Genomic DNA, 25,106 nt, shown 5'->3' with positions numbered 1-25,106 from the left:
GTGACCAGTATGACGGATGTCAGCCTCAAGGGGTAAAAAATCCTGTAAACTTACACAATACATGTAACTGGATAATTGACCATGACAAATCAACCAACGGAAATTGCCATTGTCGGCGGGGGGATGGTCGGCGGCGCGCTGGCGCTTGGACTGGCGCAGCATGGATTTACGGTAACGGTCATTGAGCATGCCGTTCCCGCGCCGTTTGTGGCTGACGGACAGCCTGATGTCAGAATTTCTGCCATAAGTTCCGCATCGGTGTCGTTGCTAAAAGGGCTGGGCGTCTGGGATACGGTGCAGGGGATGCGCAGCCATCCTTATCGTCGACTGGAAACGTGGGAGTGGGAAAATGCCCATGTGATGTTTGATGCCGCCGAGCTTAAGCTGCCTCTGTTGGGCTATATGGTGGAAAACACGGTCCTGCAACAGGCGCTCTGGCAGGCTCTGGAAGCTCACCCTAAAGTCACGCTGCGCGTACCGGCGTCCCTGATTTCTTTGCATCAACATAACGATCGACATGAGCTTGAGCTGGCAGGCGGCGAAACCATCAGCGCGAAGCTGGTTATCGGCGCCGATGGTGCCAACTCTCAGGTGCGAAAAATGGCCGGGATTGGTATCCATGCCTGGCAGTACGCGCAGTCCTGTATGTTGATAACCGTGCAATGCGAAAACTCACCGGGAGACAGCACCTGGCAGCAATTTACGCCTGACGGCCCGCGCGCGTTTTTACCGCTGTTCGATAACTGGGCCTCGCTGGTGTGGTACGACTCACCGGCTCGCATCCGCCAATTGCAAGCGCTGAATATGTCGCAATTGCAGACGGAGATTGCTAAACATTTTCCATCGCGACTCGGTAACGTGATGCCAGTGGCTGCGGGGGCGTTCCCGCTTACGCGTCGTCATGCGCTGCAATATGTGCAACCAGGGCTGGCGCTGGTAGGTGATGCCGCGCATACCATTCATCCGCTGGCGGGGCAGGGCGTCAATCTGGGCTTTCGTGATGTTGATGCGTTGATTGATGTGCTGGTGAACGCGCGCAGCTACGGTGAATCCTGGGCCAGTCAGCCGGTGCTCAAGCGCTATCAGAATCGCCGTATGACTGACAATTTCATCATGCAAAGCGGTATGGATCTGTTCTATGCTGGATTTAGCAATAACCTGCAGCCGCTGCGCATCATGCGTAATCTCGGGCTCATGGCCGCAGAGCGCGCTGGCGTACTGAAACGTCAGGCACTGAAGTATGCGTTAGGGTTGTAGCTCGAGTGGTGCCTGATGGCGCTACGTTTATCAGGCCTACAGCTCATGTAGGCCGGGTAAAGCTTGCCGTCATCCGGCGTCAGAAAAGCAAAAAGCTCGCCGAAGCGAGCTTTTTTAATATGGCTGGGGTACGAGGATTCGAACCTCGGAATGCTGGTATCAGAAACCAGAGCCTTACCGCTTGGCGATACCCCAACGGGTGCACCCACAGAGTGGACGACTTTTTGAAATTGGCTGGGGTACGAGGATTCGAACCTCGGAATGCTGGTATCAGAAACCAGAGCCTTACCGCTTGGCGATACCCCAACAATTTTTTGGATTTACCGAACGAGTCGATACGTCCTTAATATGGTGGCTACGACGGGATTCGAACCTGTGACCCCATCATTATGAGTGATGTGCTCTAACCAGCTGAGCTACGTAGCCAAATACTAACATTTTCTTCGATGGCTGGGGTACCTGGATTCGAACCAGGGAATGCCGGTATCAAAAACCGGTGCCTTACCGCTTGGCGATACCCCAATGACCGTTGCGGTGAACCGCTATATCGAAGAAAAAATGGCTGGGGTACCTGGATTCGAACCAGGGAATGCCGGTATCAAAAACCGGTGCCTTACCGCTTGGCGATACCCCATCCGTGCAACGCTTACGGGTGAATGGTGCGGGAGGCGAGACTTGAACTCGCACACCTTGCGGCGCCAGAACCTAAATCTGGTGCGTCTACCAATTTCGCCACTCCCGCAAAAAAGATGGTGGCTACGACGGGATTCGAACCTGTGACCCCATCATTATGAGTGATGTGCTCTAACCAGCTGAGCTACGTAGCCATCTTTTTTTCGCGTAACCTTATCGGCGTTGCGGGGCGCATTATGCGTATTGAGCCTTGAAGCGTCAACCCCTTTTTCATTGAAAATAGCTGGAATGTGACTGTTTGGTTAGGTTGCGAACAGCATGACGCAATATTCGGCAATTATTAGTTATTAATTGTTTTTTTGCACAGAAAACAAACATAAAAAAAGAGCCCCGCAGGGCTCTTATCTAAGGATTAACTTATTTATAAGCAGACTGGTGTACGCCAACGGCACGGCCAGACGGATCGTTCATGGTTTTAAACGCCTCATCCCATTCGATCGCCTTGGCAGAAGAACAGGCAACCGACGGCCCGCCAGGCACACATTCGGCAGCGCTTACTACCGGGAACAACTCTTCGAAAATCTCACGGTACAAATACGCTTCTTTTGACGATGGCGTGTTGTACGGGAAACGGAAGCTGGCAGTTTCCAGTTGTTGGTCAGAAACTTGTTCTGCAGCCACCTCTTTCAGGGTGTCAATCCAGCTGTAACCGACACCGTCAGAGAACTGTTCTTTCTGACGCCATGCGACGCTTGCCGGCAGGTAGGACTCAAAACATTCGCGCAGAACGTGTTTTTCCATTTTGCCGTTGCCGCACATTTTGTCCTGCGGGTTGATGCGCATCGCCACATCAAGGAATTTCTTATCCAGGAAGGGCACGCGAGCTTCTACACCCCAGGCCGACATGGCTTTGTTGGCACGGGCGCAGTCGAACATATGCAGCGCTTGCAGCTTGCGTACAGTTTCTTCGTGCAGTTCTTTTGCATCTGGCGCTTTGTGGAAATAGAGGTAGCCGCCAAACACCTCGTCCGAACCTTCACCCGACAACACCATTTTAATGCCCATCGCTTTAATTTTACGCGACATTAAGTACATTGGCGTCGAGGCGCGAATCGTCGTGACATCGTAAGTTTCGATGTGGTAAATCACGTCGCGGATCGCATCCAGACCTTCTTGCACGGTGAAGTGGATCTCATGGTGCACGGTCCCCAGATGGTTCGCCACCTCTTGCGCAGCTTTCAGATCCGGAGCGCCTTCCAGGCCGACGGCGAAGGAGTGCAGCTGTGGCCACCAGGCTTCGCTACGTTCCTGATCTTCAACACGGCGTGCCGCGTATTTTTTAGTGATCGCGGAAATGACGGATGAATCCAGACCACCGGACAACAGAACTCCATAAGGAACATCTGACATCAGGTGACTTTTCACCGCATCTTCCAGCGCCTGGCGCAGCTCGTTTTTATCGGTAACGTTGTCTTTGACGGCATCGTATTCAAACCAGTCGCGCTGGTAGTACTGACGAATTTCACCGTCTTTACTCCACAAATAGCTACCGGCCGGGAATTCTTTGATTGTGCGGCAGACAGGAACCAGTGCTTTCATTTCAGACGCAACGTAGAAGTTACCGTGCTCGTCGTAACCCATATACAGCGGGATGATCCCGATATGATCACGACCGATCAGGTAGGCGTCCTGCTCGCTGTCGTACAGGGCAAAAGCGAACATCCCTTGCAGGTCATCGAGGAAAGCGGGTCCTTTTTCCTGATACAGCGCGAGGATAACTTCGCAGTCGGAACCGGTCTGGAACTGGTAGCGATCGCCGTATTCAGCACGCAGTGTCTGGTGGTTATAAATTTCACCGTTAACCGCCAGGATATGTGTCTTCTTCATGTTGTACAGCGGCTGAGCACCGGCATTGACGTCGACGATGGACAGACGTTCGTGCGCCAGAATGGCGTTATCACAGGCGTAAATACCTGACCAGTCCGGGCCGCGGTGGCGCATCAGACGAGACAGTTCCAGGGCTTTTTTACGCAGTTCAACTGCGTCAGTTTTAATATCGAATACGCCAAAAATAGAACACATAACCTTCTCCGTTAACCTGTTGCGTGATGCTTTTTATGTTTGCTTGATAAAGAAAATGCCGCAAAGCTGGAGAGGGCGCAAGCGAATTACGGGTCAGAAAATAAAAAACGCAATAGTCATTGTGGATTGGTGAAAAAAGATTATGTAATGAGCGCTATTATTGATGAATCAACAGTGAAGTGGTGATTTTATTGAATGGATGTATTTTTCAGGCCGGATAACTTACAGATGTTGTTATCCGGCTAAAGAGATTAAATGACGTCTATTTCAGCAACGGATGGGTAAATCCAGCTTGGTCTGAACGGCATGTTGTCAATATCATCAAGCTTGGATACGCCAGACAGTACCAGGATAGTTTCCAGACCCGCCTGAAAACCAGCCAGAATATCGGTACGCAGGTTGTCGCCAACGATAACGGTTTCTTCCGAGTGCGCCTGCATTTTGTTGAGAGCCGCGCGAATAATCCACGGGCTGGGTTTGCCGACATAAAACGGTTTACGACCTGAGATCTTCTCAATACCGGCACAGAGTGCTCCACAGGCGGGATAAAAGCCGCGACCGTGGGTATCCGGGTTAGTGGCGATAAAACGCGCGCCGTTGGCGACAAAATATGCTGCTTTATGCATCATGTCCCAGTTATAGGAACGTGTCTCGCCAACAATCACAAAATCGGGGTTCACGTCGGTAATGGTAAATCCAGCTTTGTACAGTTCGTGAATTAACGCGCCTTCACCCACCACATAGGCCTTTTTTCCTTCCTGGCGACGAAGGAAATCAGCGGTAGCCATCGCGGAAGTATAAAAGACGCTATCAGGGACATTCACACCCGCGGTGGCGAAGCGGTTTGCCAGATCTTGCCCGGTCTGCGAAGGGTAGTTAGTCAGCAGGACTAACGGCAGGCCTTTTTCCAGGATCCCAGTCAGAAATTCTGCCGCACCTGGTACGGCAACATTGTCGTGCATCAGCACGCCGTCGATATCACAAATTACATTCTTAATGGCCATGGACAATCCGACATTAAAAAAAGAAGGCATTACTATACACAAAATACACTACATCATTCGAGTTGCATCAAGGCGGCAAGTCTGCGAACCCCTGGAGCTTACTGAAGTAAGTGACCGGGGTGAGCAGATGCAGCTAACGCAGAGGCAGCTCGAAGGATGACGTGTATTAGTTTTCCAGCAAACGTTGCAGCAGTGTACCGTTGAGCATCGCACGCTTCACCAACGCAAAGGCGCCAATGGCAGAGCGGTGATCCAGCGTGGAACGAACCACCGGTAAATTGTGGCGAAACGCTTTCAACGCCTGCGTGTTGATACAGCTTTCTATTGCAGGCAGCAGCACTTTATCAGCCTCGGTAATTTCGCCCGCAATGACGATTTTTTGTGGGTTAAACAGGTTGATGGCGATGGCGATGGTTTTACCCAGGTGGCGACCAACGTGCTCAATGACTTCTGCTGCCAGGTTATCGCCTTTATTTGCCGCCTTACAGATAGCTTTGATGCTGCAATCATCCAGCGTGAGCCGGCTTGGATAACCCTGTTTCAATAAGTTCTGCACGCGGTGTTCGATAGAGGCATTGGCGGCAATGGTTTCCAGACAGCCGAAGTTACCGCAGTGACAGCGCTCACCCAGCGGCTCTACCTGAATATGACCAATCTCGCCGACGTTGCCATTGCGACCGATGAAAATTCGGCCATTGGAGATGATACCCGCGCCGGTTCCGCGGTGCACTCGCACCAAAATGGAGTCTTCGCAATCCTGACTAGCCCCGAAATAGTGCTCAGCCAGCGCCAGACTGCGGATATCGTGACCGACAAAGCAGGTAACCTTGAAGCGTTTTTCGAGCGCTTCGACCAGTCCCCAGTTTTCGACCTGAATGTGTGGCATATAGCGGATGACGCCGCTTTCAGGATCGACAAGGCCTGGCAAGATGACAGAAATTGCGATCAGCTCACGGATTTTCCGCTGGCAGTTCTCAATAAAGATGGCAATGGTGTTGAGCAGAGCATATTCCAGCGTTTCCTGGGTGCGCTCCGGGAGAGGGTAATGCTCTTCAGCAACCACTTTACTGCTCATATCATAGAGCGTGAGCGTTGTGTCGTGGCGACCCAGGCGTACGCCGATGGCGTGGAAATTGCGGGTTTCTGTGACGATAGAGATAGCGCGGCGGCCCCCGGTGGAGGCCTGCTGATCGACTTCTTTGATCAGCCCGCGTTCGATCAACTGACGCGTAATTTTGGTTACGCTGGCGGGGGCAAGCTGGCTTTGCTCGGCAATTTGAATTCGCGAGATTGGCCCATGCTGGTCAATCAGGCGATAAACCGCCGCGCTGTTAAGCTGTTTTACGAGATCAACATTACCTATTTGAGCTTGTCCGCCTGGTGTCATTCTTTCTCTTACTCAGTAACGACCTCGTTGCCATTAACGATGGTCTTGATGATTTTAAAGTCGTGCGTGAACGCAGTCAGGTTGGCTACTTTGCCTGGCGCGATGCTGCCGAGTTGTTTGTCGACGCCGATGGCGCGAGCAGGGTAGAGCGTTGCCATGCGTAAGACTTCGTCGAGGGCGATATTTGCATGCTCGACCAGATTGCGTACGCCTTCAATCATGGTTAATGATGAACCGCTCAACGTGCCGTTCTCATCAACACACAGTCCATTGCGGTAGTATATTGTTTTACCAGCGAAAATGAACTGTTCAATGTTTGCACCTGCTGGCGCGGTTGCGTCAGTGACCAGGCACAGCTTGTCGCCTTTCAGGCGCTTAGCATTACGGATGTTAACGTAGTCAACGTGCAGGCCATCGGCGATGATACCGCAGTAGATATCGGCTTCATCCAAAATAGCGCCCGCCAGACCGGGTTCGCGGCCGGTAATGTACGGCATCGCGTTGAACAGGTGCGTTGCAAAGGTAATACCTGCACGGAATCCGATTTTTGCTTCTTTTACCGTTGCATTGGAGTGACCCGCAGAAACCACGATACCCGCATTCACCAGTTTGGTGATGACCTCTACCGGGACCATTTCTGGTGCCAGTGTGACTTTGGTGATCACATCCGCATTATCGCACAGGAAATCAACCAGTGCAGCGTCCGGCTGACGGACAAATCCCGGATTATGGGTACCTTTTTTCACCAGGTTCAGCCACGGTCCTTCAAGATGAAGTCCTAATGCCTGATTCGGGTGTTTCGCCAGGTATTCACGCATCACGCGAACACCCTGTTTCATCAGGTCATCGCTGGTGGTGATAAGCGTTGGCAGATAGTTGGTGCAGCCAGATTTTTCATTGGCTTTCTGCATGATTTCCAGCGTTTCAACGGTCACGGCTTCTGCCGTATCGTTAAACTGTACGCCGCCGCAGCCGTTCAGCTGTACATCAATAAAACCGGGGGAAACAATGGCCCCATTCAGTGAGCGCTGTTCAATCCCTGACGGTAATTCAGCCAGTGGGCAAACGCTGTCGATCAGGCCATTGGCGACAACAATCGCATGGTCATCAAGAATTTCGTGACCGGTAAAGATCCGGCCCTGGGTTAAAGCATACATTCCGACCCCCGATTTCAAAAAAATGCCGCCCTGCAACTTATCGACAGGGCGGAGACATCAATTACAGACCTTTAATATTTTCCGCTTCTAACTCGTTGAAGTATTTCAGCGTCTTCACTTTCAGTTCCATGGTGGAAGGCTCATCGCAGACCACAACGGCTTTTGGATGCAACTGCAGGCAGCTGATGGTCCACATGTGGTTAACGTTGCCTTCAACGGCGGCTTGCAGCGCCTGTGCTTTCTGGTGGCCCAGAACCAGGATCATCACTTCTTCAGCATCCAGCAGGGTACCCACGCCAACGGTCAGCGCATATTTAGGCACCTGGCTTACGTCGCCGTCAAAGAAGCGTGAGTTAGCAACACGTGTGTCGTGAGTCAGCGTTTTGATGCGGGTACGGGAAGCCAAAGAGGAAGCTGGTTCGTTGAACGCGATGTGACCATCGTTACCTACACCGCCCATAAACAGGTGGATTTTACCGTAAGAACGGATTTTTTCTTCATACTGACGGCATTCTGCATCAATATCCGGCGCGTTACCATTGAGGAGGTTGATATTTTCTGCTGGAATATCAACGTGATCAAAGAAATTGCGGTGCATAAAGCTGTGGTAGCTTTCCGGATGCTCTTTCGGCAGGCCAACATATTCGTCCATGTTGAAAGTAACAACATGCTTGAAGCTCACCTGGCCCGCTTTGTGCATTTCAACCAATGCTTTATAAGCTGTCAGCGGAGTACCGCCAGTCGGCAGGCCCAGAACGAACGGACGATCTGCCGTTGGTTTGAACGCGTTAATACGGTTAACGATATGGCGAGCAGCCCATTTGCCGACTTGTTCAGCGGTATTCAGGGGGATCAGTCTCATTCTTCACCTCAAAAGTAAATGTAAGCAATTGGCGGATTGAGTCTCTGTGCAGTAATAAGCGTAACCTGGTTTTGCATCGGTAAGGATCAATCCGTTTCGATTTTTTGAATGATAAAATAAGTTTTCGTAGTTAGCCAGTGAAAGGGAGGGTTAATAACGATATTTGGTGACTGGAATCACAAAAAACACGCGTTTAATTTGCGATACGAATTAATTTTTCACACACTCTGAATGTAGATGAATGGTTAATATCGTTGTTCCAGAATCTTGCTGTCAGGAATGGTCGCACAATAAAAATATGGCTTCAAAGAAGCCTAATCGGGGTCTCGTAGGGGGAATAAAATGAATATTTTAGGTTTTTTCCAGCGGCTGGGTAGGGCGTTACAGCTCCCCATCGCTGTGCTGCCAGTCGCGGCACTGCTGCTGCGATTCGGCCAACCAGATTTACTTAACGTACCCTTCATCGCGCAAGCGGGTGGGGCCATCTTTGATAACCTCGCGTTAATTTTTGCGATCGGTGTTGCTTCCAGCTGGTCAAAAGACAGCGCAGGTGCGGCAGCGCTGGCAGGTGCGGTCGGTTATTTCATATTGACCAAAGCAATGGTTACCATTAACCCTGCCATCAATATGGGCGTGCTGGCTGGTATCATCACTGGTCTGGTCGGCGGTGCCGTGTATAACCGCTGGTCTGGTATCAAACTGCCTGACTTCCTGAGCTTCTTTGGCGGCAAACGCTTCGTGCCGATCGCCACTGGCTTCTTCTGTCTGGTGCTGGCTGCTATCTTCGGTTACGTATGGCCGCCGGTACAGAATGCCATCCATGCGGGTGGTGAGTGGATCGTGGGCGCTGGTGCGCTGGGTTCCGGTATCTTTGGTTTCATCAACCGTCTGCTGATCCCAACCGGTCTGCATCAGGTGCTGAACACCATCGCATGGTTCCAGATTGGCGAATTTACTAACGCTGCAGGTACCGTATTCCACGGTGACATCAACCGCTTCTACGCGGGTGACGGCACTGCGGGTATGTTCATGTCTGGCTTCTTCCCAATCATGATGTTTGGTCTGCCGGGTGCGGCGCTGGCGATGTACTTCGCGGCTCCTAAAGCACGTCGTCCGATGGTTGGCGGTATGCTGCTGTCCGTTGCGATCACCGCATTCCTGACCGGTGTTACCGAGCCGCTGGAATTCCTGTTCATGTTCCTGGCTCCACTGCTGTACCTCCTGCACGCACTGTTAACGGGTATCAGCCTGTTCGTTGCAACACTGCTGGGGATCCACGCAGGCTTCTCCTTCTCCGCAGGTGCTATCGACTACGTGTTGATGTACAACCTGCCGGCAGCAAGCCAGAACGTCTGGATGCTGGTGGTGATGGGGCTGGTGTTCTTCGTTATCTACTTTGTGCTGTTCAGCGCGGTTATTCGTATGTTTAACCTGAAAACGCCGGGCCGCGAAGATAAAGAAGACGATATCGTTACTGAAGAAGCCAACAGCAACACTGAAGAAGGTTTGGCTCAACTGGCAACCAACTACATTGCAGCGGTTGGCGGTACTGATAACCTGAAAGCGATTGATGCCTGTATCACTCGTCTGCGTCTGACTGTTGCCGACTCCGGTCGCGTAAACGATGCGATGTGTAAGCGTTTAGGTGCATCTGGAGTAGTTAAGCTGAACAAGCAAACTATCCAGGTCATCGTGGGTGCGAAAGCCGAATCCATCGGCGACGAAATGAAGAAAGTTGTCGCGCGTGGCCCGGTGGCAGCAGCATCTGGTGAAAGTGCGCCAGCAGCAGCGGCCCCGGTAGCAAAACCGCAGGCTGTAGCGAATGCAGTCACCGTTGAAGCGCTGGTTTCTCCGATTACTGGTGACGTAGTTGCGCTGGAACAGGTTCCTGATGAAGCCTTCGCCAGTAAAGCTGTAGGCGACGGCGTGGCAGTGAAACCAACGGATAAAATCGTGGTTGCTCCGGCTGCGGGCACCATCGTGAAAATCTTCAACACTAACCATGCGTTCTGCCTGGAAACGGTTAAAGGCGCGGAAATCGTGGTCCATATGGGCATCGATACCGTCGCGCTGGAAGGTAAAGGCTTCAAGCGTCTGGTTGAAGAAGGCGCGGAAGTGACTGCAGGGCAACCGATTCTGGAAATGGATCTGGAGTTCCTGAACGCTAACGCACGTTCCATGATAAGCCCGGTTGTGTGCAGCAACAGCGATGATTTCGGCGCTCTGGTTATTAAAGCCGAAGGTCATGTGGTTGCCGGTCAAACACCACTATATGAGATTAAAGGTAAATAACTGCTCCTGAGTAAAGTGAGTTAAGTGCCTTAAGCGGCGGGGGATATTCCTCCGCCGCTTTTTTTTGCAGCAAATGCCCTCATATATCCTGTTGAAACACCTTTTTTGTGCAACTAATAGTTGTCTCCTGACGTCGCTTATAAGATCATACTCCGTTATACGTTGTTTACGCTTTGAGGAATCCACGATGAGTGAGGCTGAAGCCCGCCCGAGTAACTTTATTCGTCAGATCATCGATGAAGATCTGGCCAGTGGTAAGCACACCACTATCCATACCCGTTTTCCGCCGGAGCCAAATGGCTATCTGCACATTGGCCACGCGAAATCCATTTGTCTGAACTTTGGCATTGCGCAAGATTACCAGGGCCAGTGCAACCTGCGTTTTGATGATACGAACCCGGTTAAAGAAGATATCGAGTACGTTGAGTCGATTAAAAACGACGTTGAATGGTTAGGTTTCCACTGGACTGGCGATATTCGCTACTCTTCGGATTACTTCGATCAGCTTCACGCCTATGCGGTAGAGCTTATTAATAAAGGACTGGCGTACGTTGACGAACTGTCAGCGGACGAAATCCGCGAATACCGCGGCACACTGACTCAGCCAGGCAAAAACAGCCCGTACCGCGATCGTAGCGTCGAAGAGAACCTGGCGCTGTTCGAAAAAATGCGTGCCGGTGGTTTTGAAGAAGGTAAAGCGTGCCTGCGTGCGAAAATCGACATGGCGTCGCCGTTTATCGTGATGCGCGATCCGGTGCTGTACCGCATTAAGTTCGCCGAACACCACCAGACCGGCAACAAGTGGTGCATCTACCCGATGTACGACTTTACCCACTGCATCAGCGATGCGCTGGAAGGCATTACGCATTCCCTGTGTACGCTTGAGTTCCAGGATAACCGTCGTCTGTACGACTGGGTGCTGGACAACATCACCATTCCGGTTCATCCGCGTCAGTACGAATTCTCGCGCCTGAATCTGGAATATACCGTGATGTCCAAGCGCAAGCTGAACCTGCTGGTGACCGACAAGCACGTTGAAGGCTGGGACGATCCGCGTATGCCGACGATTTCTGGCCTGCGTCGTCGCGGTTACACCGCTGCCGCGATCCGTGAGTTCTGCAAACGCATTGGCGTGACCAAGCAAGACAACACCATTGAGATCGCTTCTCTGGAATCCTGTATCCGCGAAGATCTGAACGAAAACGCCCCGCGCGCGATGGCGGTTATCGATCCGGTTAAACTGGTTATCGAAAACTATCCGCAGGGCGAAAGCGAATTGGTCACCATGCCTAACCATCCGAACAAACCGGAAATGGGCAGCCGCGAAGTGCCATTTAGCGGTGAAATTTGGATCGATCGCGCAGACTTCCGTGAAGAAGCGAACAAGCAGTACAAGCGTCTGGTGATGGGCAAAGAAGTACGCCTGCGTAATGCTTATGTGATCAAAGCCGAACGTGTTGAGAAAGATGCGGAAGGAAATATCACCACCATTTTCTGCACCTACGATGCCGACACCCTGAGCAAAGACCCGGCCGATGGTCGTAAAGTCAAAGGCGTTATTCACTGGGTGAGCGCGTCCCATGCGCTACCGATTGAAATCCGTCTGTACGACCGTCTGTTTAGCGTGCCAAATCCAGGTGCGGCGGAAGACTTCTTGTCTGTTATTAACCCTGAATCGCTGGTCATTAAGCAGGGTTACGGTGAGCCGTCGCTGCAGGCAGCGGTTGCAGGTAAAGCGTTCCAGTTCGAGCGTGAAGGTTACTTCTGCCTGGACAGCCGTTATGCAACGGCTGAAAAGCTGGTGTTTAACCGTACCGTTGGTCTGCGTGATACGTGGGCTAAAGCGGGCGAATAAGCCGCAACACATCCTGTCTAAACGCCGCTTCATGCGGCGTTTTTTTTCGCAAAAAAAACGTGTAACAGGCTCCATTTGCGGAGCGAATTAATTACATGCTTGTAATAATGGTTTGGCTGAATGTTTTTGCGTTTAAATAACTTATCTCAATGTGAAATGGGCTGAAACCGATTTCATCTCCATGGAAAACAAGCGCTTTATTCATTTTTTCAACGCTTTTTTATCTCCCAGTGAAAATGTAACAGAAAGCAATGAAATATGTGCGGTTGCTCATACTATTACATACTCGTTACAGAAAGAGATTGATAATTCGCGTCGCGAAAAATAGTCTATTCATTGTAGTCACTGAGGTTTTCTTAGCGCTACTTTTTTATTTTTTGTTTTTTCGCTGACCGCTTTTATCGGCAGCATTTTATACCCAATGGATTTCGAGTTGCATCAAGGCGGCGACGCAGCGAATTCCCAGGAGCGTACATCAGTACGTGACTGGGATGAGCGAGGAAAGCTAACGCAGATGCGGCTTGAAAGACGAAGGGTTATACGTCAAAGAGGATTAACATATGCGTACGTTTAGTGGCAAACGTAGTACGCTGGCGCTGGCTATCGCCGGTATCACAGCAATGTCGGGTTTTGTTGTTGCTCCCCAGGTACACGCCGAAGGATTTATTGATGACTCAACCTTAACCGGCGGCATCTATTACTGGCAGCGTGAGCGTGACCGTAAAGATGTGACCGATCATGACAAATACAAAACCAACCTTTCTCACTCCACCTGGAACGCTAACCTCGACTTCCAGTCCGGTTATGCGGCCGATATGTTTGGTATTGATATCGCAGCATTTACCGCTATTGAAATGAACGAAAGTAGCGAAAGCGGCCATCCAAACGAAATCGCATTCTCTTCCAAAAATAAAGGCTATGACGAGGATTATTCCGGCGATAAGAGCGGGATTAGCCTTTATAAAGCAGCAGCTAAATTTAAATACGGCCCAACCTGGGCGCGTGCCGGTTACATTCAACCAACCGGGCAGACTCTGCTGGCACCGCACTGGAGTTTTATGCCAGGTACCTATCAGGGTGCTGAAGCTGGTGCCAACTTCGACTATGGTGATGCTGGCGCGCTGAGCTTCTCCTATATGTGGGCTAACGAATATAAAGCACCGTGGCACACCGAAGTCGATAAATTCTATCAGGCTGATAAAAAGACCAGCGTTGATTACCTGCACTCAATTGGCGCGAAATATGACTTCAAAAATAACCTCTTGCTGGAAGCGGCATTTGGTCAGTCTGAAGGTTACGTCGATCAGTACTTCGCAAAAGCCAGCTACAAATTCGATTTAGGCGGTAACCCATTTACCACCAGCTACCAGTTCTACGGTGCACGCGACAAGGTTGATGATCGTACCGTGAACGATATTTATGATGGCACTGCCTGGTTGCAGGCGTTGACCTTTGGCTACAAAGTGGCAGAAGTCGTTGACCTTCGTCTGGAAGGGACCTGGGTTAAAGCGGACGGCCAGCAGGGTTACTTCCTGCAGCGTATGACCCCAACCTATGCCTCTTCAAACGGTCGTCTGGATGTCTGGTGGGATAACCGTTCTGACTTCAACGCCAACGGTGAAAAGGCAGTCTTCTTCGGCGCAATGTATGACCTGAAGAACTGGAATCTGCCGGGCTGGGCGGTAGGCGCGTCCTACGTTTACGCATGGGATGCTAAGCCATCAACCTGGCAGCTTAACCCGGATGCGTACTACGACAAAAACCGGACTATCGAAGAATCTTCTTACAGCCTGGATGCGGTCTACACCCTGCAGGATGGTCGTGCGAAGGGCACCATGTTTAAGCTGCACTTCACTCAGTACGACAACCATTCAGACATTCCGAGCTGGGGCGGTGGCTACGGCAACATGTTCCAGGATGAGCGCGACGTGAAGTTCATCGTTATTGCTCCGTTCACCATCTTCTAATGCCAACAGCGGCAGGCCGGGGGCCTGCCGCTTCGTTGAGGAAAGTGCTATGAAAAAACTGATACTCATTGCCGTTATGGCATCAGGGCTGGTGGCGTGTGCGCAATCTCCTGCGCCGAAAGAGGACAGCCGTCTGAAAGAAGCCTACAGCGCGTGTATTAATACCGCTCAAGGATCGCCGGAAAAAATAGAAGCCTGCCAAAGCGTGTTGAATGTACTGAAGAAAGAAAAACAGCACCAGCAGTTTGCCAATGAAGAAAGCGTACGTGTGCTGGATTATCAGCAGTGTATTCAGGCCACGCGCACGGGTAACGGTCAGTCCGTTAATGCTGATTGTGACAAGGTCTGGCAGGAAATTCGCAGCAAGAATGCCGCACAGTAATTCAAAAAATGAAAAAGACAACGGGCGGAGAATTTTCCGCCCGTTTGCATTTCAGAGCTTATTTTCCACTGGATGATAACCCCGACTCAGCCGGACAAACAGCATTGCCGTGGCGGCGAGTCCGCAAAGTGCCGCGCACATCAGCCACCATCCCGGTGAGCTTTTATCTCCGGTTAGCTGAACCAGTGCCGTGGATATGACGGGTGTCAGACCGCCAAAAATTGCCGTAGCCAGACTGAAGGCCAGTGAAAAACCCACCGTACGGACATAGACAGGCATCACCTCGGTGAGTGCCGCGACCATTGCCCCATTGTACATACCAAAAAAGAACGAGAACCAAAGCAGGACCAACGTCATGCGCATAAAATCTGGCGCGGCGGTGAGCCAGTGCATGACCGGCCAGGTAGTGATCAGAGCGAGTACGGTAATTCCCATCAACACCGGGCGGCGACCAATTCGGTCAGAAATCGCTCCGCCAATCGGCAGCCAGATAAAGTTAGAAATACCGACCAGCATGGTGACAACCAGGCTGTCGCGAGCGCTCAGATGGAGTACAGCCCTGCCATAGGTCGGGGTATAGACGGTAATAAAGTAAAACGTCGTTGTGGTCATCGCCACCAGCAGCGTACCCGCTGAGATCAGACGCCAGTTTTTGATGATAGTGGTGAAAATTTCCCTGGTGTCGGGACGGTGTGTACGTTGTAAAAATGCGTCCGTTTCCTGAAGCGAGCGGCGCAGGACGAAGATCAACGGAATAATCATACAACCAATAAAGAACGGAATGCGCCAGCCCCATTCAGAGATTTCATCGTGCCCCAGCGTGGCATTCAGGCCGTAGCCAATCAGCGCTGCCACCACAATGGCAACCTGTTGGCTGGCGGACTGCCAGCTGGTGTAGAAACCTTTATTGCCAGGCGTGGCGATTTCAGAAAGATAAACCGAAACGCCGCCCAACTCTACGCCCGCAGAGAAGCCCTGCAATAATCGACCGACTAATACCAGCACAGGAGCCAGCAGGCCAATACTTTGATAACCGGGAACCAGGGCAATCAGCAGGGTCCCACAGCCCATGATCGCCAGCGTCACCATCAGTCCTTTGCGGCGACCAATTCTGTCGATATAAGCACCCAGCACGATTGCGCCAACGGGCCGCATTAAAAAACCCGAACCGAAAACCGCAAAGGTCAACATGAGCCCGGCAAACTCACTCTCCGCGGGGAAGAAAGTCTTTGCGATATAGGTGGCGTAAAACCCGAACAGAAAAAAGTCGAACTGTTCGAGAAAATTACCGCTGGTTACCCGCAGTATTGCGCCGAAAGTTCCGGTGCGCGATGGTTGTTGTGTCATTGGGTTTGCTCCACTGTCTTATCATAATATTTATAGAGGTAAGAGTTTGCGGGTTAGTCGCCTGAGACTCCCGCCTGTTTGCCGCGCCGTTTCTCAATCGCCCACTTGAGTAAGGCTGCGCAGCGGTAAAATCCGTGGGCAAATTTTCCGTAAGGAATGGTCAGAAAAAGCGCCATGACCACGCCGAGATGAATGGCCAGTAAAATAGCCATCCATGCGGTATCTCTTCCTGCCAGCAGCGCCAGACCGGTCAGACTGGTCAGCAGCAGCAGCAAAATAAAACCGCGATCCATCGGTTTTTGCCGGGCGTCGCCGTGTAGCGGTGAGCGCCTGAGATTAAGCCATAGCAAGCCAGCCGGGCCGACAACCAGGCCAATGCCACCCAACGTGCCCAGCATGACCGGAACGCTGAAGAACGGGTAGGGTGCTTCTATGCCGGCAAAGTAGTGATAGCCTGTTGCCACCACGGTGGCGGCAAAGCAGAGCAGAAAACCGTAGAAGGTGAAGTGGTGGAAACGGCGACGCATCAGGGTGAAAGCATCATCCGCTTCGTTACAACCTTTGCCATGGCCTCCATCGAGATACTTCAGCGTCAGCGCATTGTGTGAGGCTTCAGCAATCTCGACGGAACGCGGCATGCCCGGAGAAATCTCGCGCCAGAAGCGGATCACGCCTGCCATCAGTAAACCGATCGCCAGAACAAAGACCGAACCAAACATCCAGGCCAGCAGGTTATGCGGGAAAATTTGATAGAAATCCCCGGCCAGCGGTGGATGTAATAGTGAACCTTTCAAACCTATAGCGAGGAGTAAAAACAGGATCAGACCGAATACCAGCGCCAGCGTCACGGTTACGCCTGCGCGACGATATAGCGCTCCAAAAGCGGCGGGCTGCGCGTAATGCTGATAGGTTTCGAGCCGGACTTCCGCCATCGCCTTCGGCACGTTGATGGCAAATTCATGAGGCGGGGCATACTGACACGCGTGCAGGCAAGCGCCGCAGTTATGGCACAAATTTGCCAGATAATTGATATCCGCTTTACCGAATTCCAGACGCTGAGTCATGGCCGGGAACACGGCGCAAAAGCCTTCGCAATAGCGGCAGGCGTTACACACCTGCATCACGCGTTCAACTTCCGCTTCCGGTTCGGTGATAATTTGCGCTTCGATGATCAGTTTCTCAAGCTGCTTCATGACGTGTCTCCTTACGTGCGGCCAGCGCGGCTTCTTTTCCGGCAATGCGGCCAAAGGTCGTGCCGATCGACATCCCCACGCCTGCGGTGTAACCCTTGCCCAGCACGTTGCCCGCCATCATCTCTCCGGCGACGAACAGGTTACGGCTTGGAAGCCCTGCAAAATGCACAGCGGCGCGTTCGTTCACTTTTAACCCAAGATAAGTGAAGGTGATTCCTGGCCGCAGGGCGTAGCCGTAGTAAGGCGGTTGATCCAGCGGTCGCGCCCAATGCGTTTTCGCGGGTAGCAAATCTTTAGTGGCGCAGTTATCCAGAACGGTATGGTCGAACTGACCTGGCTGGCAGGCGTTGTTGTACTCTGTCACGGTGTGGGTAAAGCGTTCGGCATCCAGTCCTAACTGAAAGGCCAGTTCAGCCAGCGTATTGGCCTGCGTGCCAGGAAAGACCGGAGGCATGAAGTGTCCGATAGCTTTACTGTCGATGATGGAGTAGCCAATCTGTCCTGGCTGTTGAGCGACCAGACGTCCCCAGATGGCGTAGCGTTTGGGCCAGAAATCTTCACCTTCATCATAAAAACGCTCAGCGTCCCGGTTCACCACAATACCGAGCGAAACGCAGTCCACGCGGGTGCAAATCCCGCCGTCATATAATGGCGCTCTGGCATCAATTGCCACACAGTGTGACTGGGAGGGATCGCCGATAATGTCTGCGCCAGCATCCATCATAAATTTGAGCAGTACGCCCTGATTAAAACGCGTGCCGCGAATTAGAAAGTTATCCGCAGGCCACTCGCCGCGGGCATTTTCCCCCCAGGCTTCGCGCAACCACTCCCGGTTAGATTCGAATCCGCCAGCTGCAAGCACGCAGGATTTCGCTGTGATACGCTCTTTGCCTGCCAGCGCCGCCACGAACTCGCCGTTGTGCAGTTCAAGCGCCTGCACCGGTGTGTTATAGCGGATTTGCACGCCCAGCTTTTCTGCGCTGCGATAATAGGCATTCACGAGAGCTTTACCGCCCCCCATAAAAAAAGCGTTGGTTCGCGCCACGTGTAGAGCGCCAGAGAGTGGGGGCTGAAAATTGACGCCGTGCTGGCGCATCCAGTCGCGACACTGTGATGAGGTACGGATCACCAGACGCGCCAGGGCTTCGTTGGTATTTCCTTCCGTGACGCGGCGCAGATCCTGCCAGAACTCCTCTTCCGGATAGCTTTCTACCAGCACATCCTGCGGCGCATCATGCATACAGCGCAGATTACGCGTGTGTTGGGAATTTCCCCCGCGCCATTCCCGGGGAGCCGCTTCGAGTAGTAAAACGGAAGCGCCTTGCTCCCGGGCGGTAAGGGCAGCGCATAAGGCAGCATTGCCACCGCCAATCACCAGAACATCAACCATCGTATACTCCATTACCATTTAACTAATTGTTAAATTTGTAATTGAAATGTATACGCGCAGCTTGTGCGGGCGCTATGACGTAGTGCTAAATGGTACTTTAGTTATTGTAAAGGATGGCGCCAGGCCAGCTTCCTGCTTCCACCAGTTGATGCATCACTTTCGTCAGCACCACGCGGGCCGCGAGGCCTGCCGGGGTGAGTTCATCGTCTGAGAGACTCACCAGAAAGTTGGGGCGGCTAAGTATTGGATTGTGGACACCGATCACTCTTAGCGTCTCTTTATCGAGATGGGAAATTGCCGCGCCGGGCTGGAGAGTGACACCAATGCCACTGCGCACGGCACGCATGAGTAGCGCCAGACCATCAATTTCCGTGGCGATCTCAATGTTCAGCGCGTGTTCCTGACAAATCGCTTCCAGCCTGCCGCGCAGACCGTGGCCCGGGCTTGGCATTATCAATGGGATACTTGCCAGCTGGGCTGGAGCAATATTGTCATCGGCAATATCAGCCAGTAAGGCATGAGTCCCAATCAAAAACAGCCGCTCTTCGAGAATCGGTATGGCGCTCCAGCGCAGGATCTTTTCTTTCTGAAACACGACAGCCAGATCAATCTGGCGGGTATTAATCATCCGCTCCAGATTGCCAGAGAGGCTTTCCACCACATGCAGACGGACATCACTGTAGCTTTCCTGCATGGCGTTGATAAACGGCATTCCGAGAACGGAAGCGGTACTGGGAGCCATGCCGACGCTGACGTGCCCGGAAAGTCGGGACTCGCGTGCGGCGAGGATCGCGTCGTCTGCGTGACGAAGCGCCAGCTGCGCCTGGGAGTAAAAAGCCAGCCCGGCGCTGGTGGGTGTCACGCCTCGTGAGGTGCGTTGCAGCAGGCGAATAGCGAGTTCGTTTTCCAGACGCGACATTTGCTGGCTGAGTGCCGAAACCCCGATATTGAGATCGAGCGCCGCGCTACCCATGCTGCCGGTTTCTACAATGCGCACAAAATAGCGTAGTTGGCGAAGTTCCATTTCGATTCTCCGGAAGGGGCAATTGATTTTTACATTAAAGCAACACAGGAACAGAGGGAAGGAGAAAAGGGCAGGTAACGCCCATAAAAAAAGCCAACCGGAGGGTTGGCTTTTCAGAAAGCATTACATTATTTGCCGTCGTGGGCGTGCTCATCTTCGCGGCAATCGCCTTCGGCGCAGTGACCGTAAAGATAGAGACTGTGGTTGGTTAAACGAATACCATGTTTAGCCGCAATCTCACGTTGGCGGGCTTCGATGGAATCATCGCTGAACTCGACCACTTTGCCGCAGTCAAGGCAGATGAGGTGATCGTGATGATGCTGTTGAGTCAGTTCGAAGACGGATTTACCACCTTCAAAATTATGGCGGGTCACGATACCGGCATCATCAAACTGGTTCAGCACACGATACACGGTCGCCAGACCAATTTCTTCACCCATATCGATCAGGCGTTTGTATAAATCTTCCGCACTGACGTGATGGTTATCCGGTTCCTGAAGAACTTCCAGAATTTTTAAACGAGGAAGCGTTACTTTCAGGCCAGCCTTCTTTAATGCGGTATTGTTGTCAGTCATGCGGAATCTGTCCTGTAGCTAAACGATTCACTTCATTAACAGAAGTGACAGAAATTGCACTTGAGATAATGCGTATCATTATAGAACTGCCATGGCTAAATGAAAACTGCAAGTCTCTGGCATATATTGTTAATCAAAACGTGGTATCGCCGACAAACACACTGTGCAACACCCGATTGGCATCCAGCCATTGTACAGGGTCAGACGAAAAAGTTACAAATTTGTAGCAATTATTTTGATTGGTTTTATCTATTGATGCGGCGCAGATGGAAATCTGCGCCGCACGAAATCAGGCATTAATGATTTCGTCGAGGTGCAGCTCTTCAGAGATCTGCTTAACCCATTTTTCTACGCGTTCTGCTGTCAGTTCTGGCTGGCGATCTTCATCGATAGCCAGACCGACAAAGTGGTCGTCGTCAGCCAGGCCTTTAGACGCTTCAAAGTGATAACCCGCCGTCGGCCAGTGACCAACGATGGTTGCACCGCGCGGTTCGATGATGTCGCGAATGGTCCCTAACGCATCGCAGAAATATTCTGCGTAATCTTCCTGGTCGCCACAGCCGAATAATGCAACCAGTTTTCCATTAAAATCAATGTCTTCGAGGGTAGGGAAGAAGTCGTCCCAGTCACACTGAGCTTCACCGTAGTACCAGGTTGGGATGCCGAGCAGCAGAATGTCATAACCTTCGAGGTCTTCTTTGCTGCTTTTTGCAATGTCATGAACATCGGCAACGTCTTTACCAAGCTGTTTTTGAATCATTTTTGCGATGTTTTCGGTATTACCGGTGTCGCTGCCGAAAAAGATGCCAGTGATTGCCATGAGTTAAATAACCTCTTGAAACTTATTGAAATGGTGGTGGCGCATTGCCCACGGATAAGGGCAATCATAGCAGAACAGTCAGGCATGCGGAAACAGCAAACACGCAGGACTGCACTCTGTGCTACACGATTTATGATTTATACCCGTCATACTTCAAGTTTCAGGTGCGTTGGCTGCGCTCACTCACCCGAATCACTTACTACAGTAAGCTCACCGGGATTCGTTCATTTGCCGCCTTCCTGTAACTCGAATTATTTGGGTTTAGAGCAGAAATTCAGACTATGCCTGACCGCGCAATGTGCTGAGTTGGGTCATCAGCATCTCTTCGATGAGTTCACTGCGACTCATGTTGCGCGCCTCCGCCAGCTCGTTCAGAGCGTCAACGGCATCAGCGTTCAGTTTCAGTTCGACACGCTTAAGCCCGCGAACTTTGTCACGCTTAAGCTGATTACGTTTATTAATACGTAACTGTTCATCACGCGAGAGCGGATTAGTTTTGGGTCGTCCCGGGCGACGCTCCTGCGCGAACAGATCTAATGTCGTACGGTCCGTTTGTTCTTTGGCCATGATCTTGGTGACTTCGGGGAAACAATCAGCCAGGCGTCTGCCCGGATGGATAGCGCGCCATAATACATCAGCAGGGGTGACACGCCAACGCCCACGCGCGTAATCGCGCGCAGACGCTGAGTTTTTAATCAGTTAGCGTGTTCGTTCAGATAACGACGGATGGCGCGCAGCACCGCCTCCGGTTTTTCCGCATGCACCCAATGACCGGCTCCAGCAATAACATGCGCCCGAGCCTGCGGAAATTGCGCCAGCAGCTGTTCGCGATACGCTTCGGTAACATACGGTGAGTTGCCGCCAGGGATAAACAGCGCCGGGTGCTCCCACGCAGGAATGGTTTCCCAACCGACGATATGAGGATACTGATCCCACAGCACGGGAACGTTAAAACGCCATTCGCCGTCGACGAAAGATTTCAGCAGAAACTGGATTACGCCTTCCTCATGCAGATGCTGACGCATGACGCTGGCCGCCTGCTGACGCGAAGTGACCTGGGCATCGGTTACGGCATTAATAGCGGTAAAGATCGCATCGTGACGGCGAACATGATAGTCGACCGGTGCAATATCAATGGCCACCAGTCGATCGATACGATCAGGAGCCAGCGCGGTTAATGCCATGACGGCTTTTCCCCCCATCGAGTGACCAACAAAGGTCGCCTTTTCTATTTGCTGAGCGTCCAGCGTATCCAGCAAATCTTGCGCCATGGCCGGATAATTCATCTCAGGGGAACGAGGGGAGAGGCCATGATTTCGCATATCGACCTGGATGATATCGTGATCGACCACCAGATCGCGCGCCAGGATCCCCAGGTTATCCAGACTGCCAAACAGGCCGTGAACCAGGACGATGGGAGAATTATTGTGCAGGTTTTGCGCAGATTGCGCTCGGATATTCAATTTCATGGCAAAGTTCTTTTTTTCACACTCACGGGTTAGGGTATCATGTTGACCATTCTGCCACATGGCTGCAACAACTACGGTTACTCTGAGTTTTGCTGGCCACCAGGCTTGACGCTATCCGCTGTTGGGATTTGCCTTTACACTACGTGTGTTTACCCCGACAACTTGTATTCAGCTAAACACTGCACTGGATTAAGATGAAAACGATTGAAGTTGATGATGAACTCTATAGCTATATTGCCAGCCACACCAAGCATATTGGCGAGAGCGCATCCGACATTTTACGGCGTATGTTGAAATTTTCCGCCGCATCACAGCCTGTCACTCCGATAGTCAAAGAAGTCCGCGCTGTGCAACCTGTCGTGGAAGCTAAGCCGGTTAACCCCGTAAAAGATAAAGTGCGCGCGATGCGTGAACTGCTGCTGTCCGACGAATACGCGGAACAGAAGAAAGCAGTAAATCGCTTTATGCTGGTGCTGTCTACACTCTATTCACTGGATCAAAACGCGTTCGCCGAAGCAACGGAATCGTTGCATGGCCGTACGCGCGTTTATTTTGCAGCAGATGAACAGACGCTGCTGAAAAATGGTAATCAAACCAAACCGAAACACGTGCCAGGCACGCCGTACTGGGTGATCACCAACACCAATACCGGCCGTAAATGCAGCATGGTTGAACACATCATGCAGTCAATGCAATTCCCCGCGGAATTGATTGAAAAGGTTTGCGGAACAATTTAATCCTTGCATTAGAAGGACCAGGCAATGGCAATCCACAACCGTGCAGGTCAACCTGCGCAACAGAGTGATTTGATTAACGTCGCCCAACTGACGGCACAGTATTATGTATTGAAACCAACAGCAGGGAACGCTGAGCACGCCGTTAAGTTCGGTACGTCCGGACATCGCGGCAGTGCAGGTCGTCATAGTTTTAACGAGCCGCATATTCTGGCTATCGCTCAGGCGATTGCTGAAGAACGTGCGAAAAACGGGATTACTGGCCCGTGCTATGTGGGCAAGGATACCCACGCGCTGTCTGAACCGGCTTTTATCTCTGTACTGGAAGTGCTGGCGGCGAACGGCGTTGACGTCATCGTGCAGGAAAGTAACGGTTTTACGCCGACCCCTGCTGTGTCGAATGCTATCCTGGTCCACAACAAAAAAGGCGGCTCGCTGGCTGACGGCATTGTGATCACGCCGTCCCACAATCCGCCGGAAGATGGCGGCATTAAATATAACCCGCCAAACGGTGGTCCGGCAGATACCAACGTCACCAAAGTGGTGGAAGACAGAGCCAACGCGCTGCTGGCTGACGGTTTGCAAGGCGTGAAGCGCATGTCGCTGGACGCTGCGCTGGTATCTGGCCATGTAACAGAGCAGGATCTGGTTCAGCCGTTTGTTGAAGGACTGGCTGACATCGTCGACATGGCGGCGATCCAAAAAGCGGGTCTGACGCTGGGTGTCGATCCGCTGGGCGGTTCCGGTATCGAATACTGGAAGCGTATTGCTAAGCACTACAACCTGAACCTGACTATCGTTAACGATCACGTTGATCAGACTTTCCGTTTCATGCATCTCGACAAAGATGGCGCAATCCGCATGGACTGCTCCTCCGAGTGCGCGATGGCGGGCCTGCTGGCGCTGCGCGACAAGTTCGATCTGGCCTTTGCCAACGACCCAGACTACGACCGTCACGGTATCGTCACCCCGGCAGGGCTGATGAACCCGAACCACTATCTGGCGGTGGCGATCAACTACCTGTTCCAGCATCGTCCGCAGTGGGGCAAAGATGTTGCCGTTGGTAAGACGCTGGTGTCCTCGGCAATGATTGACCGCGTGGTGAATGATTTAGGGCGTAAACTGGTCGAAGTGCCGGTTGGCTTTAAATGGTTTGTTGACGGTCTGTTCGACGGCAGCTTTGGCTTTGGTGGTGAAGAGAGCGCGGGGGCATCTTTCCTGCGTTTCGACGGTACACCGTGGTCGACCGACAAAGACGGCATCATCATGTGCCTGTTGGCGGCAGAAATTACCGCAGTGACCGGTAAGAATCCGCAGGAGCACTACAACGAACTGGCTGCCCGCTTTGGTGCGCCGAGCTACAACCGCCTGCAGGCAAGTGCGACCTCCGCACAGAAAGCGGCGCTGTCTAAGCTGTCTCCGGAAATGGTGAGTGCCAGCACGCTGGCGGGCGACCCGATCACCGCTCGTCTGACGGCGGCACCGGGCAACGGTGCTTCTATCGGCGGTCTGAAAGTGATGACTGACAACGGCTGGTTTGCCGCTCGTCCGTCCGGCACCGAAGACGCTTATAAAATCTACTGCGAGAGCTTCCTCGGTGAAGAACACCGCAAGCAGATCGAAAAAGAAGCGGTTGAGATCGTCAGCGAAGTGCTGAAGAACGCGTAAACCGTAGG

21 protein-coding genes and 7 tRNA genes are annotated in these 25,106 nt (G+C 52.1%); 7 read left to right on the top strand and 21 right to left on the bottom strand.

From position 1 onward, the window contains the following. Positions 1-81 precede the first annotated feature (81 nt). Positions 82-1,257, top strand: coding sequence for a 3-demethoxyubiquinol 3-hydroxylase (ubiF, locus tag IB222_RS16370; RefSeq protein WP_149384127.1), 1,176 nt, complete (start codon positions 82-84; stop codon positions 1,255-1,257). 120 nt (positions 1,258-1,377) lie between these two features. Here the strand turns inward: ubiF and IB222_RS16365 are convergent. From IB222_RS16365 to nagB, 12 genes are all read right to left on the bottom strand, one after another. Continuing rightward, positions 1,378-1,452 (bottom strand) — tRNA-Gln (locus IB222_RS16365). A 36-nt stretch (positions 1,453-1,488) separates the two neighbouring features. Next, positions 1,489-1,563: transfer RNA gene (locus IB222_RS16360), tRNA-Gln, on the bottom strand. Between the two features lie 43 nt (positions 1,564-1,606). Further along, positions 1,607-1,683 (bottom strand) — tRNA-Met (locus tag IB222_RS16355). 21 nt (positions 1,684-1,704) lie between these two features. Continuing rightward, positions 1,705-1,779: transfer RNA gene (locus tag IB222_RS16350), tRNA-Gln, on the bottom strand. Positions 1,780-1,816: 37 nt separating this feature from the next. Further along, positions 1,817-1,891: transfer RNA gene (locus IB222_RS16345), tRNA-Gln, on the bottom strand. Positions 1,892-1,914: 23 nt separating this feature from the next. Continuing rightward, positions 1,915-1,999 (bottom strand) — tRNA-Leu (locus IB222_RS16340). An 8-nt stretch (positions 2,000-2,007) separates the two neighbouring features. Further along, a tRNA-Met gene (locus tag IB222_RS16335) sits at positions 2,008-2,084 on the bottom strand. Between the two features lie 223 nt (positions 2,085-2,307). Next, entirely contained in the window at positions 2,308-3,972 is a 1,665-nt protein-coding gene (asnB, locus tag IB222_RS16330) for an asparagine synthase B (RefSeq protein ID WP_149384128.1), read from the bottom strand. 251 nt (positions 3,973-4,223) lie between these two features. Continuing rightward, the gene (gene nagD / locus IB222_RS16325; protein WP_003022792.1) at positions 4,224-4,976 is read right to left on the bottom strand and encodes a ribonucleotide monophosphatase NagD; all 753 of its coding nucleotides are present in this window, start codon (positions 4,974-4,976) and stop codon (positions 4,224-4,226) included. Positions 4,977-5,142: 166 nt separating this feature from the next. Beyond that, positions 5,143-6,363 carry an N-acetylglucosamine repressor gene (locus tag IB222_RS16320; RefSeq protein WP_003831335.1) on the bottom strand — a complete coding sequence of 407 codons (1,221 nt, stop codon included), beginning with the start codon at positions 6,361-6,363 and terminating at the stop codon, positions 5,143-5,145. Positions 6,364-6,371: 8 nt separating this feature from the next. Next, positions 6,372-7,520: an N-acetylglucosamine-6-phosphate deacetylase gene (nagA, locus tag IB222_RS16315; RefSeq protein WP_003831339.1), complete on the bottom strand. Its 1,149-nt coding sequence runs from the start codon at positions 7,518-7,520 to the stop codon at positions 6,372-6,374. Positions 7,521-7,581: 61 nt separating this feature from the next. After that, positions 7,582-8,382, bottom strand: coding sequence for a glucosamine-6-phosphate deaminase (nagB, locus tag IB222_RS16310; protein WP_003022803.1), 801 nt, complete (start codon positions 8,380-8,382; stop codon positions 7,582-7,584). A 342-nt stretch (positions 8,383-8,724) separates the two neighbouring features. On the opposite strand from nagB, the gene nagE reads away from it, so the two are divergent. From nagE to chiQ, 4 genes are all read left to right on the top strand, one after another. Further along, positions 8,725-10,674: a PTS N-acetyl glucosamine transporter subunit IIABC gene (gene nagE / locus IB222_RS16305; RefSeq protein WP_003831342.1), complete on the top strand. Its 1,950-nt coding sequence runs from the start codon at positions 8,725-8,727 to the stop codon at positions 10,672-10,674. Positions 10,675-10,861: 187 nt separating this feature from the next. Then, the gene (gene glnS / locus IB222_RS16300; RefSeq protein WP_063940704.1) at positions 10,862-12,529 is read left to right on the top strand and encodes a glutamine--tRNA ligase; all 1,668 of its coding nucleotides are present in this window, start codon (positions 10,862-10,864) and stop codon (positions 12,527-12,529) included. Between the two features lie 560 nt (positions 12,530-13,089). Further along, positions 13,090-14,496 (top strand): chitoporin, encoded by a 1,407-nt coding sequence (chiP, locus tag IB222_RS16295; protein ID WP_003831346.1) that lies wholly within the window; start codon positions 13,090-13,092, stop codon positions 14,494-14,496. 49 nt (positions 14,497-14,545) lie between these two features. Next, on the top strand, positions 14,546-14,878 hold the full coding sequence (chiQ, locus tag IB222_RS16290; RefSeq protein WP_063940703.1) for a ChiQ/YbfN family lipoprotein: 333 nt from the start codon (positions 14,546-14,548) through the stop codon (positions 14,876-14,878). Between the two features lie 51 nt (positions 14,879-14,929). On the opposite strand, the gene IB222_RS16285 is transcribed toward chiQ, so the two are convergent. The 9 genes from IB222_RS16285 to ybfF form a co-directional block, all read right to left on the bottom strand. Beyond that, positions 14,930-16,225, bottom strand: coding sequence for an MFS transporter (locus IB222_RS16285; RefSeq protein ID WP_149384129.1), 1,296 nt, complete (start codon positions 16,223-16,225; stop codon positions 14,930-14,932). 53 nt (positions 16,226-16,278) lie between these two features. Further along, the gene (gene tcuB, locus IB222_RS16280; protein ID WP_126318829.1) at positions 16,279-17,418 is read right to left on the bottom strand and encodes a tricarballylate utilization 4Fe-4S protein TcuB; all 1,140 of its coding nucleotides are present in this window, start codon (positions 17,416-17,418) and stop codon (positions 16,279-16,281) included. After that, positions 17,405-18,808 (bottom strand): FAD-dependent tricarballylate dehydrogenase TcuA, encoded by a 1,404-nt coding sequence (gene tcuA / locus IB222_RS16275; RefSeq protein ID WP_149384130.1) that lies wholly within the window; start codon positions 18,806-18,808, stop codon positions 17,405-17,407. Before tcuA ends, tcuB begins: the two co-directional genes overlap by 14 nt. Before the next feature lie 97 nt (positions 18,809-18,905). After that, positions 18,906-19,832 carry a tricarballylate utilization LysR family transcriptional regulator TcuR gene (gene tcuR / locus IB222_RS16270; RefSeq protein ID WP_148362260.1) on the bottom strand — a complete coding sequence of 309 codons (927 nt, stop codon included), beginning with the start codon at positions 19,830-19,832 and terminating at the stop codon, positions 18,906-18,908. Between the two features lie 128 nt (positions 19,833-19,960). Further along, complete coding sequence (gene fur, locus IB222_RS16265) at positions 19,961-20,407, bottom strand: ferric iron uptake transcriptional regulator (protein ID WP_003022836.1); 447 nt, start codon at positions 20,405-20,407, stop codon at positions 19,961-19,963. Next, positions 20,400-20,486, bottom strand: coding sequence for a ryhB-regulated fur leader peptide (locus IB222_RS16260; RefSeq protein WP_100247215.1), 87 nt, complete (start codon positions 20,484-20,486; stop codon positions 20,400-20,402). Before IB222_RS16260 ends, fur begins: the two co-directional genes overlap by 8 nt. Positions 20,487-20,696: 210 nt before the next feature. Beyond that, on the bottom strand, positions 20,697-21,227 hold the full coding sequence (gene fldA, locus IB222_RS16255; protein ID WP_003022839.1) for a flavodoxin FldA: 531 nt from the start codon (positions 21,225-21,227) through the stop codon (positions 20,697-20,699). Positions 21,228-21,506: 279 nt separating this feature from the next. Beyond that, a complete protein-coding gene (gene ybfE / locus IB222_RS16250) occupies positions 21,507-21,794 on the bottom strand; it encodes a LexA regulated protein (protein WP_003831362.1) in 288 nt (95 codons plus the stop codon). Positions 21,795-21,922: 128 nt separating this feature from the next. Then, the gene (gene ybfF / locus IB222_RS16245; protein ID WP_149384131.1) at positions 21,923-22,696 is read right to left on the bottom strand and encodes an esterase; all 774 of its coding nucleotides are present in this window, start codon (positions 22,694-22,696) and stop codon (positions 21,923-21,925) included. A gap of 194 nt (positions 22,697-22,890) precedes the next feature. Between ybfF and seqA the strand changes: the two genes are divergently transcribed. Both seqA and pgm read left to right on the top strand, forming a co-directional pair. Continuing rightward, on the top strand, positions 22,891-23,433 hold the full coding sequence (gene seqA / locus IB222_RS16240; protein WP_003022848.1) for a replication initiation negative regulator SeqA: 543 nt from the start codon (positions 22,891-22,893) through the stop codon (positions 23,431-23,433). A 24-nt stretch (positions 23,434-23,457) separates the two neighbouring features. Further along, positions 23,458-25,098, top strand: coding sequence for a phosphoglucomutase (alpha-D-glucose-1,6-bisphosphate-dependent) (gene pgm / locus IB222_RS16235; protein WP_149384132.1), 1,641 nt, complete (start codon positions 23,458-23,460; stop codon positions 25,096-25,098). Positions 25,099-25,106: the final 8 nt, after the last annotated feature.

It is taken from the genome of Citrobacter sp. C13 (assembly GCF_014596815.2).
In the GTDB taxonomy this organism is placed as follows: Bacteria; Pseudomonadota; Gammaproteobacteria; order Enterobacterales; family Enterobacteriaceae; genus Citrobacter; species Citrobacter portucalensis.
This window is presented reverse-complemented; position numbering and strand designations above follow the sequence as displayed.

Coding starts and splice junctions, on each gene's coding strand:
- ybfF (WP_149384131.1), bottom strand. CDS start 22,696: ATGAAATTGAATATCCGAGCGCAATCTGCGCAAAACCTGCACAATAAT.
- ybfE (WP_003831362.1), bottom strand. CDS start 21,794: ATGGCCAAAGAACAAACGGACCGTACGACATTAGATCTGTTCGCGCAG.
- tcuB (WP_126318829.1), bottom strand. CDS start 17,418: ATGAAGCAGCTTGAGAAACTGATCATCGAAGCGCAAATTATCACCGAA.
- fur (WP_003022836.1), bottom strand. CDS start 20,407: ATGACTGACAACAATACCGCATTAAAGAAGGCTGGCCTGAAAGTAACG.
- pgm (WP_149384132.1), top strand. CDS start 23,458: ATGGCAATCCACAACCGTGCAGGTCAACCTGCGCAACAGAGTGATTTG.
- IB222_RS16320 (WP_003831335.1), bottom strand. CDS start 6,363: ATGACACCAGGCGGACAAGCTCAAATAGGTAATGTTGATCTCGTAAAA.
- seqA (WP_003022848.1), top strand. CDS start 22,891: ATGAAAACGATTGAAGTTGATGATGAACTCTATAGCTATATTGCCAGC.
- fldA (WP_003022839.1), bottom strand. CDS start 21,227: ATGGCAATCACTGGCATCTTTTTCGGCAGCGACACCGGTAATACCGAA.
- nagE (WP_003831342.1), top strand. CDS start 8,725: ATGAATATTTTAGGTTTTTTCCAGCGGCTGGGTAGGGCGTTACAGCTC.
- nagA (WP_003831339.1), bottom strand. CDS start 7,520: ATGTATGCTTTAACCCAGGGCCGGATCTTTACCGGTCACGAAATTCTT.
- asnB (WP_149384128.1), bottom strand. CDS start 3,972: ATGTGTTCTATTTTTGGCGTATTCGATATTAAAACTGACGCAGTTGAA.
- IB222_RS16285 (WP_149384129.1), bottom strand. CDS start 16,225: ATGACACAACAACCATCGCGCACCGGAACTTTCGGCGCAATACTGCGG.
- nagD (WP_003022792.1), bottom strand. CDS start 4,976: ATGGCCATTAAGAATGTAATTTGTGATATCGACGGCGTGCTGATGCAC.
- tcuR (WP_148362260.1), bottom strand. CDS start 19,832: ATGGAACTTCGCCAACTACGCTATTTTGTGCGCATTGTAGAAACCGGC.
- chiQ (WP_063940703.1), top strand. CDS start 14,546: ATGAAAAAACTGATACTCATTGCCGTTATGGCATCAGGGCTGGTGGCG.
- chiP (WP_003831346.1), top strand. CDS start 13,090: ATGCGTACGTTTAGTGGCAAACGTAGTACGCTGGCGCTGGCTATCGCC.
- ubiF (WP_149384127.1), top strand. CDS start 82: ATGACAAATCAACCAACGGAAATTGCCATTGTCGGCGGGGGGATGGTC.
- IB222_RS16260 (WP_100247215.1), bottom strand. CDS start 20,486: ATGATACGCATTATCTCAAGTGCAATTTCTGTCACTTCTGTTAATGAA.
- nagB (WP_003022803.1), bottom strand. CDS start 8,382: ATGAGACTGATCCCCCTGAATACCGCTGAACAAGTCGGCAAATGGGCT.
- glnS (WP_063940704.1), top strand. CDS start 10,862: ATGAGTGAGGCTGAAGCCCGCCCGAGTAACTTTATTCGTCAGATCATC.
- tcuA (WP_149384130.1), bottom strand. CDS start 18,808: ATGGTTGATGTTCTGGTGATTGGCGGTGGCAATGCTGCCTTATGCGCT.